The 23,212-nt window shown below is 59.2% G+C and carries 17 protein-coding genes and 1 pseudogene; 9 read left to right on the top strand and 9 right to left on the bottom strand.

Translation table 11 applies throughout. The features are described 5' to 3' along the window. Together EPK99_RS24185 and EPK99_RS24180 are read left to right on the top strand one after the other, a co-directional pair. Complete coding sequence (locus EPK99_RS24185; protein WP_128445657.1) at positions 1–789, top strand: ParA family protein; 789 nt, start codon at positions 1–3, stop codon at positions 787–789. A gap of 24 nt (positions 790–813) precedes the next feature. Next, positions 814–1,692: a ParB/RepB/Spo0J family partition protein gene (locus EPK99_RS24180; RefSeq protein WP_128445656.1), complete on the top strand. Its 879-nt coding sequence runs from the start codon at positions 814–816 to the stop codon at positions 1,690–1,692. A gap of 1 nt (position 1,693) precedes the next feature. On the opposite strand, the gene holA is transcribed toward EPK99_RS24180, so the two are convergent. From holA to leuS, 3 genes are read right to left on the bottom strand one after another with little or no spacing between them, the layout of a single operon-like run. After that, positions 1,694–2,731, bottom strand: coding sequence for a DNA polymerase III subunit delta (gene holA / locus EPK99_RS24175; RefSeq protein WP_128445655.1), 1,038 nt, complete (start codon positions 2,729–2,731; stop codon positions 1,694–1,696). Further along, positions 2,719–3,291: a hypothetical protein gene (locus EPK99_RS24170; protein WP_128445654.1), complete on the bottom strand. Its 573-nt coding sequence runs from the start codon at positions 3,289–3,291 to the stop codon at positions 2,719–2,721. The genes holA and EPK99_RS24170 overlap by 13 nt, the downstream gene beginning before the upstream one ends. Further along, complete coding sequence (leuS, locus tag EPK99_RS24165) at positions 3,281–5,911, bottom strand: leucine--tRNA ligase (RefSeq protein WP_128445653.1); 2,631 nt, start codon at positions 5,909–5,911, stop codon at positions 3,281–3,283. The genes EPK99_RS24170 and leuS overlap by 11 nt, the downstream gene beginning before the upstream one ends. Before the next feature lie 178 nt (positions 5,912–6,089). Here leuS and EPK99_RS24160 point away from each other — a divergent pair, with 178 nt between their 5' ends. Further along, complete coding sequence (locus EPK99_RS24160; protein ID WP_128445721.1) at positions 6,090–6,749, top strand: YggS family pyridoxal phosphate-dependent enzyme; 660 nt, start codon at positions 6,090–6,092, stop codon at positions 6,747–6,749. Positions 6,750–6,786: 37 nt separating this feature from the next. Then, a pseudogene (locus tag EPK99_RS25430) lies at positions 6,787–7,049 on the top strand (AMP-binding enzyme); the annotation flags it as partial. Here EPK99_RS25430 and EPK99_RS24155 read toward each other — a convergent pair. Together EPK99_RS24155 and EPK99_RS24150 are read right to left on the bottom strand one after the other, a co-directional pair. After that, positions 7,046–7,279, bottom strand: coding sequence for a BrnA antitoxin family protein (locus EPK99_RS24155; RefSeq protein ID WP_128445652.1), 234 nt, complete (start codon positions 7,277–7,279; stop codon positions 7,046–7,048). The pseudogene EPK99_RS25430 and the gene EPK99_RS24155 overlap by 4 nt on opposite strands. 37 nt (positions 7,280–7,316) lie before the next feature. Further along, positions 7,317–8,024, bottom strand: coding sequence for a DUF1013 domain-containing protein (locus EPK99_RS24150; RefSeq protein ID WP_128445651.1), 708 nt, complete (start codon positions 8,022–8,024; stop codon positions 7,317–7,319). A 220-nt stretch (positions 8,025–8,244) separates the two neighbouring features. Between EPK99_RS24150 and acs the strand changes: the two genes are divergently transcribed. Then, complete coding sequence (gene acs, locus EPK99_RS24145; protein WP_128445650.1) at positions 8,245–10,197, top strand: acetate--CoA ligase; 1,953 nt, start codon at positions 8,245–8,247, stop codon at positions 10,195–10,197. Positions 10,198–10,228: 31 nt separating this feature from the next. Here the strand turns inward: acs and EPK99_RS24140 are convergent, their stop codons facing one another. Then, entirely contained in the window at positions 10,229–10,675 is a 447-nt protein-coding gene (locus EPK99_RS24140) for a thermonuclease family protein (protein ID WP_128445649.1), read from the bottom strand. A 48-nt stretch (positions 10,676–10,723) separates the two neighbouring features. Then, positions 10,724–10,942, bottom strand: a complete 219-nt coding sequence (locus EPK99_RS24135; RefSeq protein WP_128445648.1) for a DUF1674 domain-containing protein — start codon at positions 10,940–10,942, stop codon at positions 10,724–10,726. A 131-nt stretch (positions 10,943–11,073) separates the two neighbouring features. Here EPK99_RS24135 and htpX point away from each other — a divergent pair, with 131 nt between their 5' ends. The 4 genes from htpX (at position 11,074) to purH (ending at position 16,916) form a co-directional block, all read left to right on the top strand. Further along, a complete protein-coding gene (htpX, locus tag EPK99_RS24130; protein ID WP_128445647.1) occupies positions 11,074–12,039 on the top strand; it encodes a zinc metalloprotease HtpX in 966 nt (321 codons plus the stop codon). Beyond that, a complete protein-coding gene (locus EPK99_RS24125; RefSeq protein WP_425374244.1) occupies positions 12,030–13,433 on the top strand; it encodes an RsmB/NOP family class I SAM-dependent RNA methyltransferase in 1,404 nt (467 codons plus the stop codon). The genes htpX and EPK99_RS24125 overlap by 10 nt, the downstream gene beginning before the upstream one ends. Before the next feature lie 97 nt (positions 13,434–13,530). After that, positions 13,531–15,219, top strand: coding sequence for a heparinase II/III family protein (locus EPK99_RS24120; RefSeq protein WP_425374241.1), 1,689 nt, complete (start codon positions 13,531–13,533; stop codon positions 15,217–15,219). Positions 15,220–15,299: 80 nt separating this feature from the next. Further along, on the top strand, positions 15,300–16,916 hold the full coding sequence (gene purH, locus EPK99_RS24115) for a bifunctional phosphoribosylaminoimidazolecarboxamide formyltransferase/IMP cyclohydrolase (protein WP_128445645.1): 1,617 nt from the start codon (positions 15,300–15,302) through the stop codon (positions 16,914–16,916). Here the strand turns inward: purH and EPK99_RS24110 are convergent, their stop codons facing one another. After that, a complete protein-coding gene (locus tag EPK99_RS24110) occupies positions 16,917–18,293 on the bottom strand; it encodes an MFS transporter (RefSeq protein ID WP_128445644.1) in 1,377 nt (458 codons plus the stop codon). Positions 18,294–18,327: 34 nt separating this feature from the next. Next, positions 18,328–23,088 (bottom strand): NAD-glutamate dehydrogenase, encoded by a 4,761-nt coding sequence (locus tag EPK99_RS24105; protein WP_128445643.1) that lies wholly within the window; start codon positions 23,086–23,088, stop codon positions 18,328–18,330. Positions 23,089–23,212 lie beyond the last annotated feature (124 nt).

The following is a 23,212-nucleotide window of genomic DNA, read 5'->3' as shown; positions in this document are numbered from 1 at the left end:
ATGGACAAGAACCGGATTATTACCATTGCCAATCAAAAGGGCGGCGTTGGGAAAACCACAACCGCCATTAATTTAGCGACGGCGCTTGCTGCTATCGGCGAGCGCGTTCTTATTGTTGATCTTGATCCGCAAGGAAATGCCAGTACCGGCCTTGGCATTGACCGGAAGTCCCGAAAGCTGTCTTCCTACGACGTGCTGATGGGCTATAACACGATCAATGAGGTTGCCATGGAAACGGCTGTGCCCAATCTATCGATCGTGCCTTCGACAATGGATTTGCTTGGCTTCGAGATGGAGATTTCACAGTCCAGCGACCGTGCTTTTCGTCTTCGGCGCGCTTTATCTACCCCTGAGGCAACGGGCTATAGCTATATCCTGCTCGATTGCCCACCTTCATTCAATCTCCTGACCATGAATGCAATGGCCGGCGCCCACTCTGTCTTGGTGCCGCTGCAGTGTGAGTTCTTCGCGCTAGAAGGGTTGAGCCAGCTCCTGGATACGGTCGACCAGGTTCGGCGAACCGTTAACCCTCTTCTCGATATACAGGGTATTGTGCTAACCATGTTCGATGCGCGAAATAATCTAGCGCAACAGGTTGTGTCCGATGTGCGGACCTACCTCGGCGAGAAGGTCTATCATACTTTAATTCCAAGAAATGTTCGCGTTTCCGAGGCGCCATCTTATGGTAAGCCGGCTATATTGTACGATCTCAAATGCGCGGGGAGCCAGGCTTATCTTCAACTTGCGTCGGAAGTGATCCAGCGTGAGCGCCGACGCAAGGCGGCTTGAGTTTATTTTTATAGGTAGGTCGTAATGGTTGATGATCCTTCGAAACGTCGCCTCGGTCGCGGTCTTGCCGCGCTTATTGGTGAAATGGATCAGCCGCTTCCGGCTGATGGTGCTCCCAAGAGCGTCAATCCAGATCGAATGGCGCCTATCGAACAGGTCTCGCGAAATCCCAAAAATCCCCGCCGTCACTTCGACGAAGGCGATCTTCAGGATCTTTCAAGTTCCATCCGTCAGCACGGTATCGTGCAGCCGGTTGTGGTTCGTTCAAGGGGAGACAGATACGAAATCATCGCTGGGGAGCGTCGCTGGAGAGCTGCCCAGCTGGCGGGCCTGGTCGAGATCCCCATTATCGTCCGAGATGTGGATGATCGCACCGCGCTCGAAATTGCAATCGTCGAAAACGTACAGCGTGCCGATCTCAATCCTTTGGAAGAGGCTCTCGGTTACGACCAGCTCATTGCAGAACATGGTTATACACAGAACGACCTGGGCGAGATTATCGGAAAGAGTCGTAGCCATGTCGCAAACAGTTTGCGGCTGTTAAAGCTGCCGGATCCCGTCAGGGATATGCTCGCAACTGGAAGCTTGTCTGCCGGTCACGCGCGCGCTCTCATCACAACGTCAGATCCAGCGGCCCTTGCTCGTACGATCGTGGCGAAAGGAATGTCGGTGCGGGACGCAGAGCGTTTGGCGCAAAATGACATCAAAGGGCAAAGCCAAGCGGCGGCCCCCCCCAAATCTGCTGAGAAAGATTCAGATACTCTTGCATTGGAACGCACGCTTGCGGATGTACTGGGACTTGAGGTCAAGATCAGCCACAAGGGCGGTAGCGGCCAGATCCGTATCAATTATCGGACACTGGAGCAGCTCGAAGATATCTGCCGCCTCCTGGAACGGAAATAGTTCAGCCTCGCCTGTGAGATTGTGCGGCGGTCGCTATTAAAGCCTGGAGAGCAATACTGGGTTCTAGGCTTTGCCGCTGGCGCGTTTGCAATATGGCAGCTTGAAGTCTTTCAGTTTCGCGCAAAATGGAAGCCGCGCTCCAGTCCCTAAGCGCCTTTTCAATGATAGGTTTACGTTTAAAGTGAACATGGCGCCCCAGCGTCATCATGACCTGGCTCGTCTGTAAACGTTTCTCGTCCATCTCGGAACGCATTAGGTCCAGCATCTGCAGCTGTTTCAGGCAGGCCTGCAGGACAAGAAAGACAGGGGTTTTTGACGCCAAGACCTTGTGAAGTGCTCGATGAAGCGCCGGCATATCGCCGTTCAGCACGGCATCGACCGCCTCGTCGGCCGAAACGCTGCTCGCGTCCCCAATGATATCCTCTACATGGCGCTCATCGATGACATTCGTTCCGCGGCAATACAGAGCCAGTTTGCGGATTTCGTTTCTGGAAGCAATGCGGTCACCGCCTAGAAGCTCCAACAGCCTTGCACGCGCGGCGGGACTTATCTTGAGGTTCTCACCCTCCAGCTCTGCATCAATCAAGGCTTGCAGGGCACGAGCATCGTCTGCGTAGCAAGGAATAACCGCTATATTTTTAGCCGGCTCAACGATTTTGCGGAGCCCGCTCCCTTTCTTAAGGTCGCCGGCTTCAACGACGAGCATATTGGCAGGAGGCGGGCCATTGGCCAGCACCTGTATGGCGTCCAAAAGAGGCTTTTCGTTCGCAGCGCCACGGAGCCAGACCAGCTTGGTTCCACCGAATAAGCCAAGCGCGTTGACCTCGTCCATAAGCCGTCCAGGGTCTCCCGAAAGGTCTCCACTGTCCAGCTTCAACATGGCGAAAGGATCGTCGGGCGCGGCGCCCGATGTCTTTGCTATGGCGGTGGCCCGTTCGGAAACCAAGCCGCGGTCGGGTCCATAGATCACGAAAATCTTGTAGAGCTCGACCCCCCGCTTAATGAAGCGATCGAACTCGTGAGATTTTATTTCTGCCATACGGTCTGCGGCTGAGGTTCATGTGACAGGGCTATAGCGATCTCGCTGCGGACAAACTCTGCCGCTTCCCTCGCTGCCCGGTTTTCCGCATCCCGGATCGACCTGAGCTTGGCAAAACTCTGGCCTGACACATCGATCTGCGAAACCACTTCCCGGGTCGCGTTTTTCAGCACCTGGCCATCGCGAATGCGCGTCAGCGTATAGGTTATGGATAGCTCGACACGACCGGCTACCGGCACGTTTCTCACCGAAACAGTGTCGGTATTGTCATCATTGGTGAGATCGAGAATGTTCGATGCAGAACTCTTGGCAGAGAACTTCACTTCATATTCGGGATGAGTGGGCTCCCCTGCCCCGCCAGCGGCGAGGAAGACAAGATTGTTGCGTACAACCTGCTCGATGCGATTATGCGGATCCGCAAACCCCACCGTTGTCAGCCGCTGGCCAACGCCGCCGCTTTCCGAATAGAGGGGGCGTACCTGGCAGCCAGCCAGAAGAACGAGGGCGGCGGCTGCACAGGCGGTGGAAAATCGGCGGGCTGGGCGATGGTCAGGCGACAATGTTCACGATCCTCTGTGGGACGACAATGATCTTCTTCGGTGAGCGGCCATCCAGAACGGCCTTCACCGCGTCCAATTCAAGTACCGCGGCCTCGATTGTAGTTTGATCCGCGTCACGCGCGATTGTCAATTCTCCGCGCTTTTTGCCGTTGATCTGGACCGGCAGCGTGACCTCATTCTCAACGACCAGTGTCTCGTCATAGACAGGCCATCCAGCCTCGGCCAGCAGACCACCATTGCCCAATATCTGCCAGCACTCCTCCGATAGATGCGGCGTCATCGGGGCCACGATCTGGACCAGTATTTCGGCAGCGTTGCGGACGGCAGCACGATAAGGCTGGTCGCCCTTGCCGCCTGCAACATCGGCCAAGGGAGCAGCAAGAGCGTTGACCAACTCATAGATCCGCGCCACGGCCTTGTTGAAGGACAGCTTGTCATAATCGGCCTGGACGGCTTTCAAGGTCCGGTGAGCCAGCTGAGATATTGCCAAGGCGTCCCCAGTTGTAGCTGGGGCCGGAGTAACCAATGACAGCGCATCTGCCGCTTCGGAAATCAGGCGCCACAGGCGCTGGGTGAATCGATGGGCTCCTTCTACCCCAGCTTCCGACCAGATGACGTCCCTGTCCGGCGGCGAATCCGACAGCACGAAGAAGCGGGCGGTATCAGCGCCATAGGAGGCGATAATGTCGTCCGGATCGACTACGTTCTTCTTCGACTTCGACATCTTTTCGATGGAGCCGATCGTCACCTCTTCGCCGTTCTTCAGCAAGGTGGCGCGGCGTTTGCCGTCGTTCTCCTCGATGCGAATATCGGCGGGCGACACCCATTCACCATTCTGGCCGGAGCCTGAACGATAGGTCTCGTGCACGACCATCCCCTGGGTGAAGAGACCCTTGAAGGGCTCCTTCACATCCACATGGCCGGTCTCCCGCATCGCCCGCGTGAAGAAGCGGGAGTAAAGCAGGTGCAGGATCGCGTGCTCGATGCCGCCAATATACTGGTCCACCGGCAGCCAGTGATTGGCAATAGCCGGATCTGTGGGGGTGTCCTCGTGCGGTGCCGTGAAGCGGGTAAAATACCAGCTGGAATCGACAAACGTGTCCATGGTATCCGTCTCGCGGCGGGCATCCTTGCCGCAATGCGGGCAAGCTACATGGCGCCAGGTCGGGTGGCGGTCCAGCGGGTTGCCGGGCTGGTCGAAGGTGACGTCGTCCGGCAAGCGGACGGGCAGGTCCTTCTTCGGCACGGGCACGACACCACAGTCATCGCAGTGAATCACCGGGATCGGGCAGCCCCAATAGCGCTGACGGGAAATGCCCCAATCGCGCAGGCGAAAGTTTACCTTGCGCTCTCCCTGCGGAGCATCGTTCAACAATTGAGAAGAGAGCTTTTCTACCAGCATCTGGAAGGCTTCGTCGGTCGTCTTTCCGTCCAGGAAGCGCGAATTGATCATGACACCGTCATCGACATAGGCGGTGTCGCCCACGGCAAAGGTGGCGGCGTCGCCGTCCTTCGGCATGACGACCGGAACAACCGGCAGCCCATATTTGCGAGCGAAGTCCAAGTCGCGCTGATCGCCGGAGGGGCAACCGAAGATGGCGCCCGTCCCATATTCCATCAACACGAAGTTCGCGACATAGACCGGCAGTTCCCAGGTAGGATCCAGCGGATGCCTGACCCGGATGCCGGTGTCGATGCCCTTCTTTTCCGCCGTCTCAAGTGCAGCCAGTGACGTACCCTGCCGACGGCATTCCTCGGCAAAGGTTTCGATAGCCGGATTCGCAGCAGCAGCGGCCTTGGCCAATGGGTGGTCCGCAGCGATTGCCAGGAATGAAGCGCCGAACAGCGTGTCTGGCCGCGTCGTGTAGACCGTGACCTCGCGTTCGCCGGCAGGTGCCGTCGATCCAACGATCTCCCAGCGGATCGTCAATCCCTCGGAGCGGCCGATCCAGTTCTTCTGCATCAGCCGGACCTTTTCCGGCCAGTGATCCAGGGTATCCAGGGCGTCCAGCAGATCCTGGCTGAAATCAGTGATCTTGAAGAACCATTGCACCAGCTCGCGCTGTTCGACCAGTGCGCCAGATCGCCAGCCGCGACCGTCGATCACCTGCTCGTTGGCCAGAACCGTCTGGTCGACCGGATCCCAGTTGACCTTGGACTGCTTGCGGTACACCAGGCCCTTTTCCATCATATCCAGGAAGAGGTATTGCTGGCGCTGGTAGTACTCCACGTCGCAAGTTGCGAATTCTCGCGACCAGTCCAGCGAAAGACCCATGGCCTTCAGCTGCTTCTTCATTGACTCGATGTTCTGGTAGGTCCAGGTTTTCGGGTGGACCTTGTTGTCGCGTGCAGCGTTTTCCGCCGGCATGCCGAACGCATCCCAACCCATGGGGTGCAGCACATTGAAACCGCGAGCCCGTTTGTAGCGCGCAACGACGTCGCCCATGGCATAGTTGCGCACATGGCCCATGTGGATGCGGCCCGACGGGTAGGGAAACATCTCGAGGACGTAATACTTCTCGCGCGGATCGCTGTTATCGGTTTCGAAAACCTTGGCCTCGGCCCACTTCTCCTGCCAACGGGGCTCGGCATCGCGCGGATTGTAACGTTCAGTCGCCATGGGGATGATTTTCCGGGAAACAGTTCAAAGAGTCGGGCAGACCTTCACCATGAAAGGCCGCAAGCGTCAAGTTTTGCGGGCTTTGGCAGTGTGCCAAACTTTCGGATGATTGCCCTTGGCAGTCCGTAATATGGGCTTTAATCCGGTAGCCTACAAGAATGTGGAAGGGTGGCACAGGATGAGCGTCGAAGCACGGCTGGAAGAGGTCAAGGCAAGGATCGCCAAGACGGAGGCGGCAGCAGGGCGACCGGTGGGTGCGGTTACCCTTGTCGCCGTGTCCAAGACCTTTGAAGCAGATCAGATTCGCCCTGTGATAGAAGCCGGTCAGCGGGTCTTCGGCGAGAACCGGGTGCAGGAAAGTCAAGGAAAGTGGCCTGCGCTCAAGGCCGAAACCCCCGGCATCGAGCTTCATCTGATCGGACCGCTGCAATCCAACAAGGCAGCCGACGCCGTGGCGCTGTTCGACATTATCGAGACGGTGGACCGGGAGAAGATCGCTCACGCCCTGTCTGAGGAGATCAAGGGCCAAGGTCGATTGGTTCGGCTGTATGTGCAGGTCAATACCGGGCTCGAGCCGCAAAAGGCGGGAATCGAGCCGAAGGAGACGGTCGCTTTCGTGGACTTCTGCCGCAAGGAACTCGATCTGCGGATCGAGGGACTGATGTGTATTCCCCCTGCTGACGAAAATCCGGGACCGCATTTTGCGCTTCTCGCCAAACTGGCGAGTGAGTGCGGATTAGATCGGCTTTCCATGGGTATGTCCGGCGATTTTGAAACGGCGGTGGAGTTTGGTGCCACCAGTGTGCGCGTCGGTTCTGCCATTTTCGGCGCACGCTAGATCTCGTCCTAGCTCTTCGTCGGGCTTTCCGCAGAAACATGTTTCACGGGAAACGGCAGATATTACGCAGGAGGTGGCGCAGCTGGTGCGAAGCGAGATCGTCCGGTCGCGGCGTTCAGATCCGTGCTGGTCGCTCCTAAGCTTCCAAAGACCCGTTCCGGCAAGATCCTGCGCGGGACGGTGCAGAAGATCGCTGATGACCTGCCGTGGAAAATGCCGGCCACGATCGAGTATCCCGCAGCGCTCGATGTAATCACGTTATTGCTGATGAAGAACGGTTATGGGCCGATTGATCGCTAATCTTTACCGACCATGGCGGCGCGAAGTGCGTCGTTGATTCGGTCCTGCCAGCCTGGGCCATCATTCTGGAACCAAGCCAGAACATCGCTGTCCATCCGGATCGACACGGTTTCCCTGCCATGCGGAACGGGAGGTCTTTCGATAACCGGCGCCGCCTTCTTGGGCGCCGGTTTGAACAGGGCTTCGGCCGCATCCATGGGATTGATCGGTCTGCGAGGCGTGGATGCCATGATCTAGCTCTCCCGAGTTCGGTTAAGGCCAGAAAGCTTAGAAGCGTTCGTCTTCTTCCTCGTCGCTGCGGGTAGACTTGAGCGAGGAAAGCTTTGCGAATACGGCATTCGCATCGATTTCCTTCTCTTCTTCACGTTCAGTGCGATAGCTGAAGCCGAGGTTTTCGGTTTCCGATGCCGGCTGCAGAGAAGCTCCAAGTTCGGCCGCGGTCGGCAGGGGCCGGCCCTTGGAAGCCTTTTCCACTTCCAGATCGAGATCGATCTGGCTGCAGAGGCCAAGCGTTACCGGATCCATCGGGGCCAAGTTTGCGGCATTCCAGTGGGTACGTTCGCGGATCTGCTCGATGGTGGACTTGGTGGTGCCGACCAGGCGGGAAATCTGTGCGTCCTTCAGTTCCGGATGGTTACGAACCAGCCAGAGAATGGCATTGGGACGATCCTGGCGCTTGGATACCGGCGTATAGCGCGGGCCACGACGCTTGGATTCGGGAACGCGTACCTTAGGGTCGGAAAGCTTGAGCCTGTAGTTGACGTCTGCTTCGCCGCGCTGGATTTCGTCACGCGACAACTGGCCGGTCGAGATCGGGTCCAGACCCTTGATGCCCTGCGCTGCTTCACCATCGGCAATGGCTTTGACTTCGAGTGGATGCAGCTTGCAGAATTGAGCGATCTGATCGAAGGAAAGGGCAGTATTATCGACCAACCATACGGCGGTCGCCTTCGGCATGAGCAGCTGTTGAGCCATGGATATAGTTCCTCTGTCCGTCCGCGCCGGTGTCGCGGGCCGTGGGTATCAACCACAAATTTCCGGGAATTCACCGGTCCTATAATCGAAAAACCGCCCGATTGCAATTCTTCATCAAAGGTGACCGTTTGTCTAATTGCCGAGGCTGAGCCACCTGCTATGAATCCAACGCATAACGTCCTGATCCGCTGCGTCGTTCAGGGCAAGCTGGGAGGAATATATGTCCGAAAAAGTCTATCCGGTTCTTAAATCTGTCCGAACAAAAGCCCTGATCGACCGCGAAAAATACGAAAAGTGGTACGAGGAGAGCGTGGAGGATCCAGACAAGTTCTGGGGAAAGCATGGCAAGCGGATCGACTGGTTCAAGCCTTACACCAAGGTGAAGAACACCTCCTTCAAGGGCAAGGTGTCCATCAAATGGTTCGAGGATGGGCTGACCAATGTCTCCTACAATTGCATCGACCGGCACCTGAAGACGCATGGCGAGCGCACTGCGATCATCTGGGAAGGCGACAATCCCTATATCGACAAGAAGATCACCTATAACCAGCTCTATGATCAGGTCTGCCGGCTCGCCAATGTTCTGAAGAAGCACGGCGTCAAGAAAGGCGACCGCGTCACCATCTACATGCCGATGATCCCCGAAGCGGCCTATGCCATGCTTGCCTGCGCCCGCATCGGCGCCGTGCACTCCATCGTCTTTGGCGGCTTTTCGCCGGAAGCGCTGGCCGGCCGCATCGTTGACTGCCAGTCCACCTTCGTCATCACCTGCGACGAGGGGGTGCGCGGCGGCAAGCCTGTGCCGCTGAAGGAAAACACCGACCAGGCCATCCGCATTGCGGCGCGCCAATACGTGACGGTCGACAAGGTCCTGGTCGTGCGCCGCACCGGCGGCAAGACGAACTGGGCACCGGGCCGGGACCTTTGGTACCACCAGGAAATTGCCAGCGTGAAGGGGCATTGCGAGCCAGTGAAGATGAAGGCGGAAGACCCGCTGTTCATCCTTTACACGTCAGGATCGACTGGCAAGCCGAAGGGCGTACTCCACACCACCGGCGGATATCTCGTCTATGCGGCCATGACCCATGAATATACGTTCGATTATCATGACGGAGACATTTACTGGTGCACGGCCGATGTCGGCTGGGTGACCGGGCATTCCTACCTCGTCTATGGACCGCTGGCCAATTGTGCCACAACCCTGATGTTCGAGGGTGTTCCGAACTTCCCGGATCAGGGCCGGTTCTGGGAGATCGTGGACAAGCACAAGGTCAACATCTTCTATACGGCACCGACCGCGATCCGCTCCCTGATGGGTGCGGGCAACGAGTTCGTGAAGCGGTCTTCCCGAGAAAGCCTGAGGCTGCTCGGCACGGTGGGGGAACCGATCAATCCGGAGGCCTGGGAATGGTATTATGACGTTGTTGGCGACAAGCGTTGCCCGATCGTCGATACTTGGTGGCAGACCGAAACCGGCGGCCATATGATCACGCCGTTGCCGGGTGCGACCGACCTTAAACCGGGTTCGGCAACCAAACCCTTCTTCGGCGTAAAGCCGCAATTGGTCGATAATGAAGGCAATGTGCTCGAGGGCGCAGCAGATGGCAATCTGTGCATCACCGACAGTTGGCCGGGCCAGATGCGAACCGTCTATGGCGACCACGAGCGCTTCATCCAGACCTATTTCTCGACCTACAAGGGAAAATATTTCACGGGCGATGGCTGCCGCCGCGACGAGGACGGCTACTACTGGATCACCGGTCGCGTCGATGATGTTCTCAATGTTTCAGGTCACCGGCTGGGCACTGCGGAAGTCGAATCGGCACTTGTTTCGCACCATCTCGTCTCGGAAGCCGCAGTCGTAGGCTACCCTCACAGCATCAAGGGCCAAGGCATCTACTGCTACGTCACGCTGATGGCCGGCAACGAAGGCACGGACGAGCTTCGCCAGGAATTGGTCAAGCATGTCCGAAACGAGATCGGCCCGATTGCCGCGCCCGACAAGGTTCAGTTCGCGCCCGGCCTGCCAAAGACCCGTTCCGGCAAGATCATGCGCCGTATCCTGCGCAAGATCGCCGAGGATGATTTTGGTGCGCTCGGTGACATCTCGACCCTTGCGGATCCGGCTGTGGTCGATGATCTCATTGCCAACCGACAGAACAAGACCGACTAGGTCCTCACCATAGGTCCCTAGCCCTTATCTGTTACTCGGCGTCGCAGATTTCGCGTGGTTTGCGGCCGCCGTCATAGGGCCTTGCGAGCCCCGAAAGCAGGAGGTCATTGCCGATACTGCGGCCGTCCGAGAGCGTTACATCGGCAACGATACGGCCGAAATATTTGTCGCCTGAGATGCGGGTGAGCTGCACCTTCGGCGATGCGGTGATCATATCTTCCAGGGCGTGCTGCGCCTCCTCTCCCCCTGCCCGGATGCTGCTGCATCGGGAGTGGATCTCCGGCGCGTCAATGCCGCGAATACGGACATAGACTTCCATCGTCTGCTGCGGCCATGGCCGGGCTTGGACAAGGATAGTGTCTCCATCAACGACCCGAAGAATCTCTGCCGTCACTGGACCAGCAATCTCGTCCCGCGCCTGGGCGCCGCAGGGAAGGGTGGCTGTAATAGCACAGAGGGTCAACAGCATCTTGAACATGAGAGGAATAAATTCCGTATCATGTCAGAAGTCAATAGGAATATTTACTTAGAAATCGATGGCGCGACCGTTGATTTCCCAGTCTCCGAACCGCGCGGGATCGGCACCGCCTCGGCCGCCGAATTCTTCCGGCATGTCGGCCTGAGCTAAAGCAAGCCGACGCTCTTCCGCCTCCTGCAAAGCGCGTTGCGCTGCAGGCGAAAGGACCTTTTTAGAGGCATCCTCGCTACCAAGATCTTCGGCGTTGTCGTTATCTGCAGCCTGCATGGCCAGTCACCAGACCGTTCATTGAAATCGCGGGTTGAACGGACCACATTATAGGCAGTTCGAATGCCAGGTGGAACCCCTTCTATCGCAATGAGGCGTTCGAGGTTTGACGCGGCAGAGGAGAGATGACGATGAACATGATGCGCACCGCCATGCTTCTGGCCTTCATGACAGCCCTGTTCATGGGCGTCGGCTTCCTGATCGGTGGCCGAAGCGGGATGATGATCGCGCTGCTGCTGGCGGCTGGCATGAACCTGTTTTCCTACTGGAACTCGGACAAGATGGTGCTGTCGGCCTATCGCGCCCAGGAAGTCGACGAGCGCAGTGCGCCGGAATTCTACCAGATTATCCGGCAACTGGCTGCCAACGCCGGATTGCCGATGCCGAAGGTCTATGTCTACGACAATCCACAGCCGAATGCCTTTGCGACGGGCCGCAACCCGCAGAACGCAGCCGTTGCAGCATCCACGGGCCTTCTCCAGATGCTGAGTCATGAGGAGGTCGCAGGCGTCATGGCGCATGAACTGGCGCATGTGCAGAACCGCGACACGCTGACAATGACGATTACCGCGACCCTTGCCGGGGCGATCTCCATGCTCGGCAATTTCGCCTTCTTCTTCGGCGGCAATCGTGAAAACAACAGCAATCCGCTTGGTTTCATCGGTGTCATTGCCGCCATGATCGTTGCGCCGCTTGCCGCCATGCTGGTGCAAATGGCGATCAGCCGCACACGAGAATATTCGGCCGACCGCCGCGGGGCAGAAATCTGCCGCAACCCGCTCGCTCTTGCTTCCGCCCTTGCCAAGATTGCGGGCAGTGCACACCAGATTCCAAACTACGATGCCGAACGGAATCCAGCCACTGCGCACATGTTCATCATCAACCCCCTTTCAGGCGAGCGGATGGACAATCTGTTTTCGACCCATCCCGATACGGGCAACCGGATCGCCGCATTGCAGCAGATGGCAGCCGAGTTTGGCGGCAGTGCCTCGACGTCAACGACTTGGGCTGATAGACCCCGGCGCACCGCGCGCACCGTTCCGACGACCGGCTTCGGGCGCGGCCCCGATGAACCGCGCAAGGGTCCCTGGTCCTGATGGACAAGAGCAACAAGAAGAACGTCAAGGCACAGCCACAAAACCGTAGGGCATTTGCCCCCTCTGCTGCAACCCAATCCAGAAAGCCCGGCCTCGAAGTTCGGGTTACCGCGGCCAAGTTGCTGGCTGCTGCCATCGACCGCAAGATTTCCCTCGACGGGATGCTCGATCCCATCAATGGCAATCCCGCCTATCGCGCCCTCAGCGATGCCGACCGCGGTCTGGCGCGCGCCATGGTGACGACGGCGCTTCGGCATCTGCCGAGACTGGAGGCGGCGATTGCTTCTCTTCTCGACACCCCGCTGCCGGAAGGCGCCCGAACGCTTCAGCACGTTTTCATTATTGCGGCGGCGCAAATCCTGCATCTTGACGTACCCGTCCATGCCGCAGTGGATCTGGCCGTGGAACAGGCAGACCGGGATCCGCGGACACGGCGGTTTGCCAAGCTCGTCAATGCCGTCCTGAGGCGGTTGGTGCGCGAGAAGGACGAGGTTCTGGCACAGACTGCCACGGTCTCCCCTGTGCCCGACTGGTTCAAGCAACGCCTCGTTTCTGCTTATGGCGAAGCCGAGGCGGAGCGCATTGCCGAAGCTCAGCTGGTGCAGCCGGCCATCGATCTGACTGTAAAATCCGATCCGGAGCTCTGGGCGAAGCGGCTCGGTGCCTCTATTCTGCCGACGGGCAGTCTGCGCCTGCCGTCCTTTCAGGGCAGTATCACGGAACTTGAAGGCTATGATGAGGGCGCTTGGTGGGTGCAGGATGCTGCTTCCAGCATTCCGCCCAAGCTCTTTGGCGACCTGAAAGGCAAAAGGATAGCCGATCTGTGCGCTGCGCCTGGCGGCAAGACAGCACAGTTGATCGCGGCCGGGGCTATCGTAACGGCAGTCGAGCAATCGGCCAACCGGGTGGTGCGACTGAAGCAGAATCTGCAGCGGCTCCAGCTTGAAGCGGACGTCGTGACAGGAGATCTGTTCGAATTCCAGCCTGCCGAACCACTGGATGGCATCCTGCTGGATGCGCCCTGCTCCTCGACGGGAACGACGCGCCGGCATCCGGACGTTTTATGGACAAAGGGCCCGGAAGATATCGCCAAGCTCTCCGCGCTTCAGGAAAAAATGCTGCGTCACGCCCTGACTCTTGTGAAGCCGGGCGGTGTTGTCGTGTTCTCCAATTGCTCGCTGGACCCTTCAGAGGGAGAGGAACTGGTTGCGCGCGTTCTGGCAGATTTGCCTGACGTCGAGCGCGTTCCGGTGGATCCAAAAGAGTGGCCGGGGCTGGAAGCGGCTATCTCGCCACTCGGTGACGTCCGTACCACGCCTGCCACATTGCAGGCCACCGATGTGGTCGCCGGTGGCATGGACGGCTTCTTTGCGTCAGTGCTACGCGTACGGTAAGACAATATTCACCATAACAGCCGATTATTTGCATAATCTAAAAAACTGATTCCGCCCCTCCGGTCGGAACTGATGAAGCCCTGTGGGAGTATCCAGGTTGACGACGACGCTCGCGGATCGCAGGAGGATCGTGTCCTTCGGCTTGCGGGACATCTGGCGACGTCTCGGCCGGCGCATTGCACCCTTGCGACTGGCTTTGACCCCGTTAGCCTTGCGCGCTCCCGAACGGCTGATCGTCGCGCCGACGGATTTGAGAGCGCTTGATCCCTTCGTTGCGGAAGAGATCCTGCAGGGACGCTTCCCCTTGGCAGGACGTACGCTTGAAACTTTCGGCGACTCCCCGTTCGCGGTAGAACTCCCCTCTCGCGTTTTCGCGGAACGGCTTCATTCGTTCGCCTGGCTGAGGCATATTCGGAGCAGAAAGACTGACGAGTCCTGCGAGCACGCACGGGATATCGTGGACGATTGGATCGTCCGCTATGGTCGGCGCCGGCGTGGCATCGCCTGGGAGCCAAGCGTTGTCGCCGAGCGGGTGATAGCCTGGCTTTCGCATTCAACCGTCGTTCTCCACGGCGCCGAAGCCGGCTTCTATCGCCGCTTCATGAAGAGCCTTGCCTACCAGGTGCGCTATCTTCGAAAGATTGCCGGCTATACGCCGGAAGGCGAGACGCGGCTTCGGCAGCGGATTGCGCTTGCCATGGCCTCTATCTCCATGCCGACCCGTGCCGGATATATCCGCCGTGAGGGAGTGCGGCTGGACCGGGAACTGGAAGAGCAGATCCTGGCGGATGGCGGGCATGTATCGCGAAATCCCCGAGCGCTGCTCGATCTCCTGCTCGATCTCCTGCCGCTGCGCCAGACCTATATCAATCTCGGGCACGACCTGCCCTCGAAGCTCATTCCGACGATCGACCGCATGTATCCAGCCCTTCGGTTCTTCCGGCATCAGGACGGAGATCTGGCGCTTTTCAACGGGGCGAGTGCTACGCCGGCCAGTGAGCTCATGTCCGTCCTTCGCTACGACGAATCTGCCGGGAAGCCGTCCAAGACTCTTCCCCACATGAACTACCAGCGGCTATCCGTGGCGGGCACGACGCTGATCGTCGATACCGGTCAGCCTCATTCACCCGATTTATCCTGCACGGCGCATGCCGGCAGCCTGTCCTTTGAAATGTCATCCGGGAGGCATCGCTTCATCGTCAATTGCGGATTGCCCAAATGGGCTGGTCGCAGCTATCGCACCATTGCCCGCTCCACGGCGGCGCATTCCACCGTCATCCTCGACGAAGCCTCATCAAGCCGTATCGTGAAATCGAAGCTGGCCGGCGCGATCCTGCTTCCCGGTGTTTCGACCGTGGACGTGGAGCGGTGGGACGATCCGCACGGCAATGACTGGCTGCGGGCGATCCATGACGGCTACGTCCGGGATTACGGATACCTTCACCAGCGGGAAATCGGCATCAGTTCCAAAGGCGACAAGATCAAGGGTCATGACCGGCTTGTCCTTGCGGAAGGCCTGGAAACGCCAAATGCTCCGCTTCCGGCTGTTGCCCGCTTCCACATCCATCCCTCCATCACGCTGAAGCGACGCGACGAGGAAAGCGTGGCCATGCGCGCGCCGGATGGCGAAACCTGGATCTTCGCCGCGCCGGGGCTCGACGTGCTGATCGATGAGGACATTTTCTTTGCCGATGCCTCCGGCATCCGCCCGAGCCAGCAGTTGGTGATCGAATTCTCACCACCCCAGACCTGTGAGATCCGCTGGATGCTGCGGCGCGGCGATTAGCCGTTCCTTCTCTCGCCAAGCTGTGCTAACCGGCGCTCATATGAGCTGGGGCCGTCCCCGGCGCGTTTGAGGACAAACAGATGGCCGTCGCTTCCAAGAAAATTCCTGCACCCGACCGCGTCCGGATTCACACCGCTCTTTTGTCCGTATCGGACAAGACGGGTATCGTTGAACTCGCACAGGCGCTTGTAAGCCAAGGGGTGACGCTTTTTTCCACCGGTGGCACCCATAAGGCAATCGCGACGGCCGGGCTTCCGGTTACCGACGTATCGGATGTGACTGGTTTTCCGGAAATCATGGACGGGCGTGTAAAAACGCTGCACCCCAATGTGCACGGTGGGCTGCTGGCCATCCGTGACGATGCCGAACACAAGGCGGCCATGGAAGAGCACGGCATCCAGGGGATCGATTTGGCCGTCATCAACCTCTATCCGTTCGAGGAAGTGCGGGCTGCCGGCGGCGACTATCCGACCACGGTCGAGAACATCGATATCGGCGGCCCGGCGATGATCCGCGCTTCGGCGAAAAACCATGCCTATGTGACTGTTGTCACCGATCCATCCGACTATGGGGCACTGGTTGAGGCCCTGAAGGAGCAGAACGGCGAAACGACCTATGCCTTTCGGCAGAAGCTTGCTGCCAAGGCCTACGCGCGCACGGCAGCCTATGACACCGCCATCTCCAACTGGTTCGCCGAAGCGCTCGACATCGCTACGCCGCAGTACAGGACGATCGGCGGCGTGCTGAAGGAGGAGATGCGCTACGGCGAGAACCCGCATCAGAGCGCCGGCTTCTACGTGACCGGCGACGATCGCCCGGGCGTCGCCACCGCAAAGCTCCTGCAGGGCAAGCAGCTTTCTTACAACAATATCAATGACACGGACGGCGCCTTCGAGCTGATCGGCGAATTCTCGCCGGAGAAGGCTCCAGCCTGCGCCATCATCAAGCACGCCAACCCGTGTGGCGTCGCCACCGCTCCGTCGCTGAAGGAAGCGTATCTGCGGGCGCTGGCCTGCGATTCCACCTCAGCCTTTGGCGGTATCATCGCGCTCAACCAGCTGCTGGACGGCGAAACTGCCGAAGAGATCGTCAAGCTCTTCACGGAAGTCATCATCGCACCGGAAGTTTCCGACGAGGCGAGGGCGGTGATCGCCAGGAAGCCGAACCTTCGCCTGCTCGTTACAGGCGGTCTGCCCGATCCGCGCTCGCGCGGCATTACGGCCAAGACGGTTGCCGGCGGGCTCTTGGTCCAGAGCCGCGACAATGGCATGATTGAAGATCTCGATCTTCGGGTCGTCACCAAGCGCCAGCCGACGGCGGTCGAGCTTGAGGACATGAAATTCGCCTACAGGGTCGCCAAGCACGTCAAGTCCAACGCCATCGTCTATGCAAAGGACGGCCAGACGGCGGGCATCGGTGCCGGCCAGATGAGCCGGATCGACTCCGCCCGGATCGCGGCGCTGAAGGCCGAGGATGCCGCCAAGGCCATGGGCTGGGCAGAGCCGCTCACCAAGGGCTCCGCGGTCGCTTCCGAGGCCTTTTTCCCCTTTGCGGATGGTTTGCTATCGGCTATCGGCGCAGGTGCCACGGCCGTCATCCAACCGGGCGGGTCGATGCGCGATGCGGAGGTCATTGCTGCGGCCGACGAACATGACGTCGCCATGGTCTTTACCGGCATGCGCCATTTCCGGCACTGATTACTCGCGGTTGGCAGGGAAGGGCGTTGCGACAAGCAGTGCCAGCCCGCCAATCAGGAAGATCATCAGCGTTGCCATGCCGAGATGAGCCGAACCGCTGGCATAGGTGACCAGCGAAAATGCGAGCGTCGCCATGAAGCTGGTGGCGCGACCGGATAAGGCATAAATGCCGAAATAGCGTCCTGCCTCCGACAGGCTCACACTGCGGGCTAGATAAGACCGCGAGGATGCCTGTACCGGCCCGAACGCGATCCCGATCAGAAGTCCGAACAGGATGTAGGCCTTTTCTGCCGCAGTTCCGAACAAGCCTCCGCTATCGGCGGTCGAGAGGCGCATCAGCCCGAAGAAGACATAGCCGGGGCCTGTGGAGACAATGCCGGCTGTGGCAGCGATCAAAAGCAAGAGGCTGCCGATTACGACGGTTTTGGAGCCGGCTATGCGATCGATCCAGCCTGCCGCCACGCAGCCGAAGATCGCAATCACATTGAGAATGATCCCATAGATGCCAAGTTCGATTGTTGCCCAGCCGAACATGCCGGCCGCAAACGTGCCGCCGAGGATGAGCAGGCCGTTGACGCCGTCCTGGTAAAGCATGCGCGCGATTAGAAAACGGGTGATGCCTTTGCGCTCTCTCAGTTCGCGAAGCGTCGCCTTCAGCTCCACCAGACCGGACCTGACGGCTGCCTGAAAAGGAAGTCCCTTGGCTGCGTCCGGTGTGAACAGAAACATGGGCAGGATGAAGATGAGGTACCACATGGCCGAGATAGGCCCAGTAATGCGGGCATCCTCGCCCTGCTGCGGATCGAGACCGAAGAGCGGCGGGATGCCGATCAGTGTCCGGCCCGTGTCGGGGCTGGCGGCAAGCAGCGTCACGACGGCAATCAGAACCAGCATGCCGCCGAGATAACCAAGGCCCCAGGCAAGGTTCGAGATACGACCCACATCCCGTTGCGGCACAAGGCGCGACATCATCGAATCATTGAACACGATCGAGAATTCCGCAGCGATGGAAGCGCCGATCATGGCCAGCGCCGGCCACATCAGCGGTGAGCCTGGCACGGCCAGCCAGAGCGTGCAGAGACAGGTGACCTTGACCGCGGCAAAGACTCCGATCCAGGGCTTTCTAGCGCCGGATTGGTCGGCTATCGAACCGAGCACGGGAGACAGGAGCGCGATGACGAGCGACGATACGGTCGCCATATTGCTCCAGGCAGCCTGTGCCGAGACTGGATCACTGCTCATCCGCGACACAAAATAGGGCCCGAAGACGAAGGTCGTGACGACGGTGAAAAATGGCTGTGCCGCCCAGTCGAAGAGCATCCAGCCCCAGATGCCGCGCCGGCCGGCTTTCGCCGGCACTTCTCCCGTTTCACTCATCACGACCGTCCTTGGCTGAAGCCGAAGCTCTAATCTAAGCCGGCATGCTACGGGCGAGGTCACCCAGCAGACCAGCTGCCACCGTGATTTTTGGCAGCGTCAGGTCACCGCTTTCGCTTAGTCCCACCAGTTCAGTCCCAATGCGGTTGATTCTGACAAGATCGCTGCTGTGCCAGGCCTCGACGGGATTCTTCACCTTGGGGTGGGCAGCCAGTGCGGCGATAACGATGTCCCGACGCGCCGAGGCGATCTGCTGCAGGCTGCGCGATAGCGCAAGGCTTTCATAGTGGTCGTTGGTGGTGATCCGTTCACCGTTCGCGATGAGGCGGTTGATCCGGAAGCGCTCCGTTATAGCGAAGTAGCTTTCGGCGGCCCGTGCCATGTTTTCCCTGGTACGATCTGCGATCTGCATGATCTCCGGTACAAGCACGAGAGTGGGGAGAAGCATGATTTCCCGTGCCAATGCCGCGGGAACACCCTGGTCTTCCAGCGCAGAAGCACGGGAGGCAGTATCGATCGTGGCGGCGCTGTCAATCGTGCCGCGTAGTCCTTTGATCCCGGCCCTCAGGCGGTCCATGGCCGTATTCATTTCTCCGTTGCCGGCCTGGGTTTGCAGCATCAGGCGCGTGGCTTCGGCAAAGATGTCGCTGGTGCGGGCATAGAGATCGTTTTGAACGTCCCCGGGGATCTGACCATCGAGCGCATCTATGCCTGCCCAGAGCCTGGGCAGGTCGAAGCCCTCGCGGGCCAGTAAGGCGGCCTTCACCACGTTGGCGGCTGGGGCTCCAGTCATGTCGCTCATCTGCTGTGTAAAGCCAGGCCCGCCGCGATTGATGACCTCGTTGGCAAGGGCGGTGGCAATGATCTCACGATGCAGCCGATGATGCTCGATGTCGCTCGCGTAGAGCTTCTGCATCCTGGCAGGGAAGTAATCTCGCAATACAGCAAGGAAATACGGGTCGTCCGGAAGCTGGCTGTCAATCAGCGCATCGAAGAGCACGATCTTGGCGTAGGAGAGGAGCACGCCGATCTCCGGGCGGGTGAGGGGCCGGCCGGACAGGTAGCGTTCGGTCAGTTCCACGTCATCGGGCAAAGTTTCAACCTTGCGGTTGAGACGACCTTGGGTTTCGAGCACGGACATGAGGCGCGAAAGCTCTTCCCGGTTAGCCGTGCCCCTGCGCTCCGTGAGCGAGATCGCCAGTGGCTGCAGGTAGTTATTGCGCAGGACTAGGTGGCCCACCTCTTCCGTCATGGAGGCAAGCAAGAGGTTACGCTTCTCGCGGCTCAGGCGCCCGTCCTGCATAGCCGGATTCAGCGCAATCTTGATGTTGACCTCCACGTCGGAGGAATTGACGCCCGCCGAATTGTCGATCGCATCCGAATTGCAACGCCCGCCGGCAAGAGAATAGGCGATACGTCCCTTCTGCGTGACGCCAAGATTGGCGCCCTCGCCGATCACGCTGGCACGGACGTCTGCAGCATTGATGCGGATGGGGTCATTGGCACGATCGCCGACTTCGAGGTCGGTTTCGGAGGCAGCCTTGATGTAGGTGCCGATGCCGCCGAACCACAGCAGATCGACCTGGCTCTTCAGGATAGCGGTCAGGATCTCGAATGGAGTTGCCGTCGTCTTGTCGAGCCCGATCGCAGCGGTTGCCTGTGGCGTCAGCTTCACCGATTTCACCGAGCGCGAAATGATCATGGCACCTTCCGACAGCGTCTCCCGGTTGTAGTCCTGCCAGCTCGATCTGGGCAGAGTGAACATGCGCTGGCGCTCTTCGAAGGACTTCTCCATGTCGGGATCGGGGTCGATGAAGATATCGCGATGGTCGAAAGCCGCGATCAGCCGTATTTTGGGCGACAGCAGCATTCCGTTGCCGAAGACGTCGCCCGACATGTCACCGACACCCGCCACCGTGAAGGGCGTGGTCTGGATGTCGATGTCCTTTTCGCGGAAATGCCGCTTGACCGCTTCCCAGGCGCCACGGGCCGTGATGCCCATCTTCTTGTGGTCGTAACCGGCGGAGCCACCCGAGGCGAAGGCATCGTCCAGCCAGAAGCCGGCTTCCTGGGCAAGACCGTTGGCTGTGTCGGAAAAGGTCGCCGTGCCCTTATCGGCTGCTACCACGAAGTAAGGGTCGTCGCCATCGATGCGGATCGTGTCCGGTGGACCGAGGATGTCGGCGCCGACAATGTTGTCAGTGATGGATAGCAATGTCCGAATGAAGGTCTTGTAAGCCTCCTTGCCGGCATTGAACATTTCCTCGCGTGACCCGGTGACGGGAAGAGCCTTAGGAAAGAAGCCACCCTTGGCGCCTACCGGCACGATCACAGCGTTCTTGACCTGCTGCGCCTTCACGAGCCCCAGCACTTCCGTGCGATAATCCTCGCCCCGGTCCGACCAGCGAATTCCGCCGCGCGCCACCTTGCCGAAACGCAGGTGCACACCCTCGACTTCCGTGCCGTAGACGAAGATCTCGCGGAAGGGGCGCGGCTCAGGCAAGCCGTCCAGCAGTTTCGGGTCGAGCTTGAAGGCCAGCATGCGCTTCGGCGTGCCGTTTTCGTCCAGCTGAAAATAATTGGTCCGAAGCGTCGCATCCACGGCATTGACCAGGCGGCGAAGCATCCGGTCTTCATCGAGGATCGGCACATTGCCGAGTGCGGCTTCGATTTCGGCATGGCGCTCAGTGAGCTTCTTCGTACGGAGTTTGTCGCCGAGCTTCGGGTCGAAGCCCTCGTGGAAAAGGCGGAAGATGGAGGCGGAGATAGCCGGGTACTTGTTGAGCGTATCGGCAATATAGGTTTGCGAATAAAGAATCCCGGTCTGACGCAGATATCGCGCATAGGCGCGCAGGACCATCACCTCGCGGGCGGTAAGCCCGGCAAGAAGGACAAGCCGATTGAAGGCGTCGTTGTCGATCAGACCGTCAAAGGCTGCCAGGAAGGCATCCTTCAGCAGCGGGGCTTCCTTAGTGAGATCGATCTGCCGGCCATCGGCCAGCTGCAGTTCCATGTCGTGCAAAACCACCAGCCTGCCTTCGCCCCCGACATGAATGTCGAAGGTTCGTTCGCTCACCACATGAAAGCCGAGGTTTTCGAGAAGCGGTACGCGTCGGGAAAGCGAAAGATGGCGCCCGGCGTGGAAGATCTTCAATGAAATGATATCATTTGCATCCGTCGATCCGCGGTAGAAAGCGATGCGGATCGTCTCGCCTTCGGCACAGGCTGCAATATCAGCCAGGTGGAGGACGGTATCCTCCGGTGAAAAGGCTTCTTGGAAGGCATTCGTGACCGAAAGCCGCGGGCCACCAGCCGCTAGAGATGCGAAGCGCTCTTCCCATGGTGTCGCGAGAAGGCGGATGGCATCTTCCAGTTTGGGCTGGGCCAGTTCTGGCGTCTTGCCGCTGCGTCTGCCGATAATGAAATGGACGCGCGCGACATTGCCTTCCGGGAAGGCGGGGTAATAGGCGGAGACATGGCCTTCGAAAGTCTGGGCGAGATAGTCTCCGACTTTTTCCCGGACCAGCGAATTGTAGTCCTCGCGCGGCACGTAGACGATGACCGAGACAAATCGGTCGAAGCGATCGATGCGTGGCAGGACGCGCACGCGGGGTCTCTCGCTGAGCTCCATGATCTGCTCGCAGAAGCGGGCAAGCAGTTCCGGGTCTATCTGGAAGAGATCGTCGCGCGGATAGGATTCGAGCGTGTTTTCCAGCATGCGGCCGGAATGGCCATTGGGGTCGAAGCCGAAGTGTCTGTCGATCTCAGCGGATTTCGCGCGAAGAAGGGGCACGTCGCGGACGGACTGGGCATAGGCGGCGGCGGTAAACAGACCTACGATCCGAAGCTCCCCGACCACCTGTCCGTTTTCATCGAAGCGCTTGACCCCGACATAATCCATATAGGCCCGGCGGTGGACGACGGATTTCACATTGGCCTTGGTAACGATGAGGAAATCCGGCCCATTGAGGAATTCCAGGATTTCTGGGGTGGTCGTCACCGCATCCTTGCCCTGCCTCAGGACGCGAACCTCCGGATCGGAGAGAATACCGAGGCCGCGGCCCTTGCCGCGCTCGACAGTGGCCTCGGCGCCTTTTCCCGAATAAACATATTCGCGCATGCCGAGAAAGGTGAAGTTGTCGTCCCTCAGCCACTCCAGGAAGGCAATGGCTTCTTCTCGATCGGTCTTGTGGCGACCGACTGAATTGTTGAGTTGCTTGGAAGCGCCATCGAGCACGTCCAGCATGGCGCTCCAATCGGTGATGGCAAGATGAACCTGATCGAGAACATGCTGGATGCGCCCGATCAGCGCTTCGGCTTGTTCCTCGCTCAGAGGCGGTAGGTGGACCTGGATCAAGCTGACATGATGGGAGGGATTGCCAGGCTGCTCGTTGGAACGCAGGACCGGATCCTTGCCTGGTTCCAGAAGCAGGATTGGGTGCACCGCCAGCAGGAGGTCTCGGTGAGTGGCCGCCACTTCGCCCATCACCGAGTCAAACAAGAAGGGCATGTTGCGGTCGATCACGGTCAACACGGAGACGGGAATGCCTTGCGGCTCCACACCCGTTACGGTGTCGATCGTGATGTCGGCGCGGATCCTCGTCCAAGCTTTCAAACGACCGCCAGCATGCCGAGCCGCTCGCGCCAGCATATCGGGCGTGTAGTTTTCCAGATCGTCGCCACTTGCCCAGCCGAAGAGGATGAACGGGTCGAGAGGCGGACCATCCAGGCCAGCCGCGAGCTTGCGTGCTTTATCGATCTGCTTTTCACGCTTCGGATGCTGCCTCGCCGCCATGCTCTCTCCCTTTCATGCCCGATTTAGGTGGTTGCTGTCATGTTTCGGTAATGTGGCCGGTCCATGTCGATCATTGTTTAATCAAGTCTTGTTGACATGCGTCTGACAAGGAAGGATCAAAAAC

It is taken from the genome of Neorhizobium lilium, assembly GCF_004053875.1.
In the GTDB taxonomy this organism is placed as follows: Bacteria; Pseudomonadota; Alphaproteobacteria; order Rhizobiales; family Rhizobiaceae; genus Neorhizobium; species Neorhizobium lilii.
This window is presented reverse-complemented; position numbering and strand designations above follow the sequence as displayed.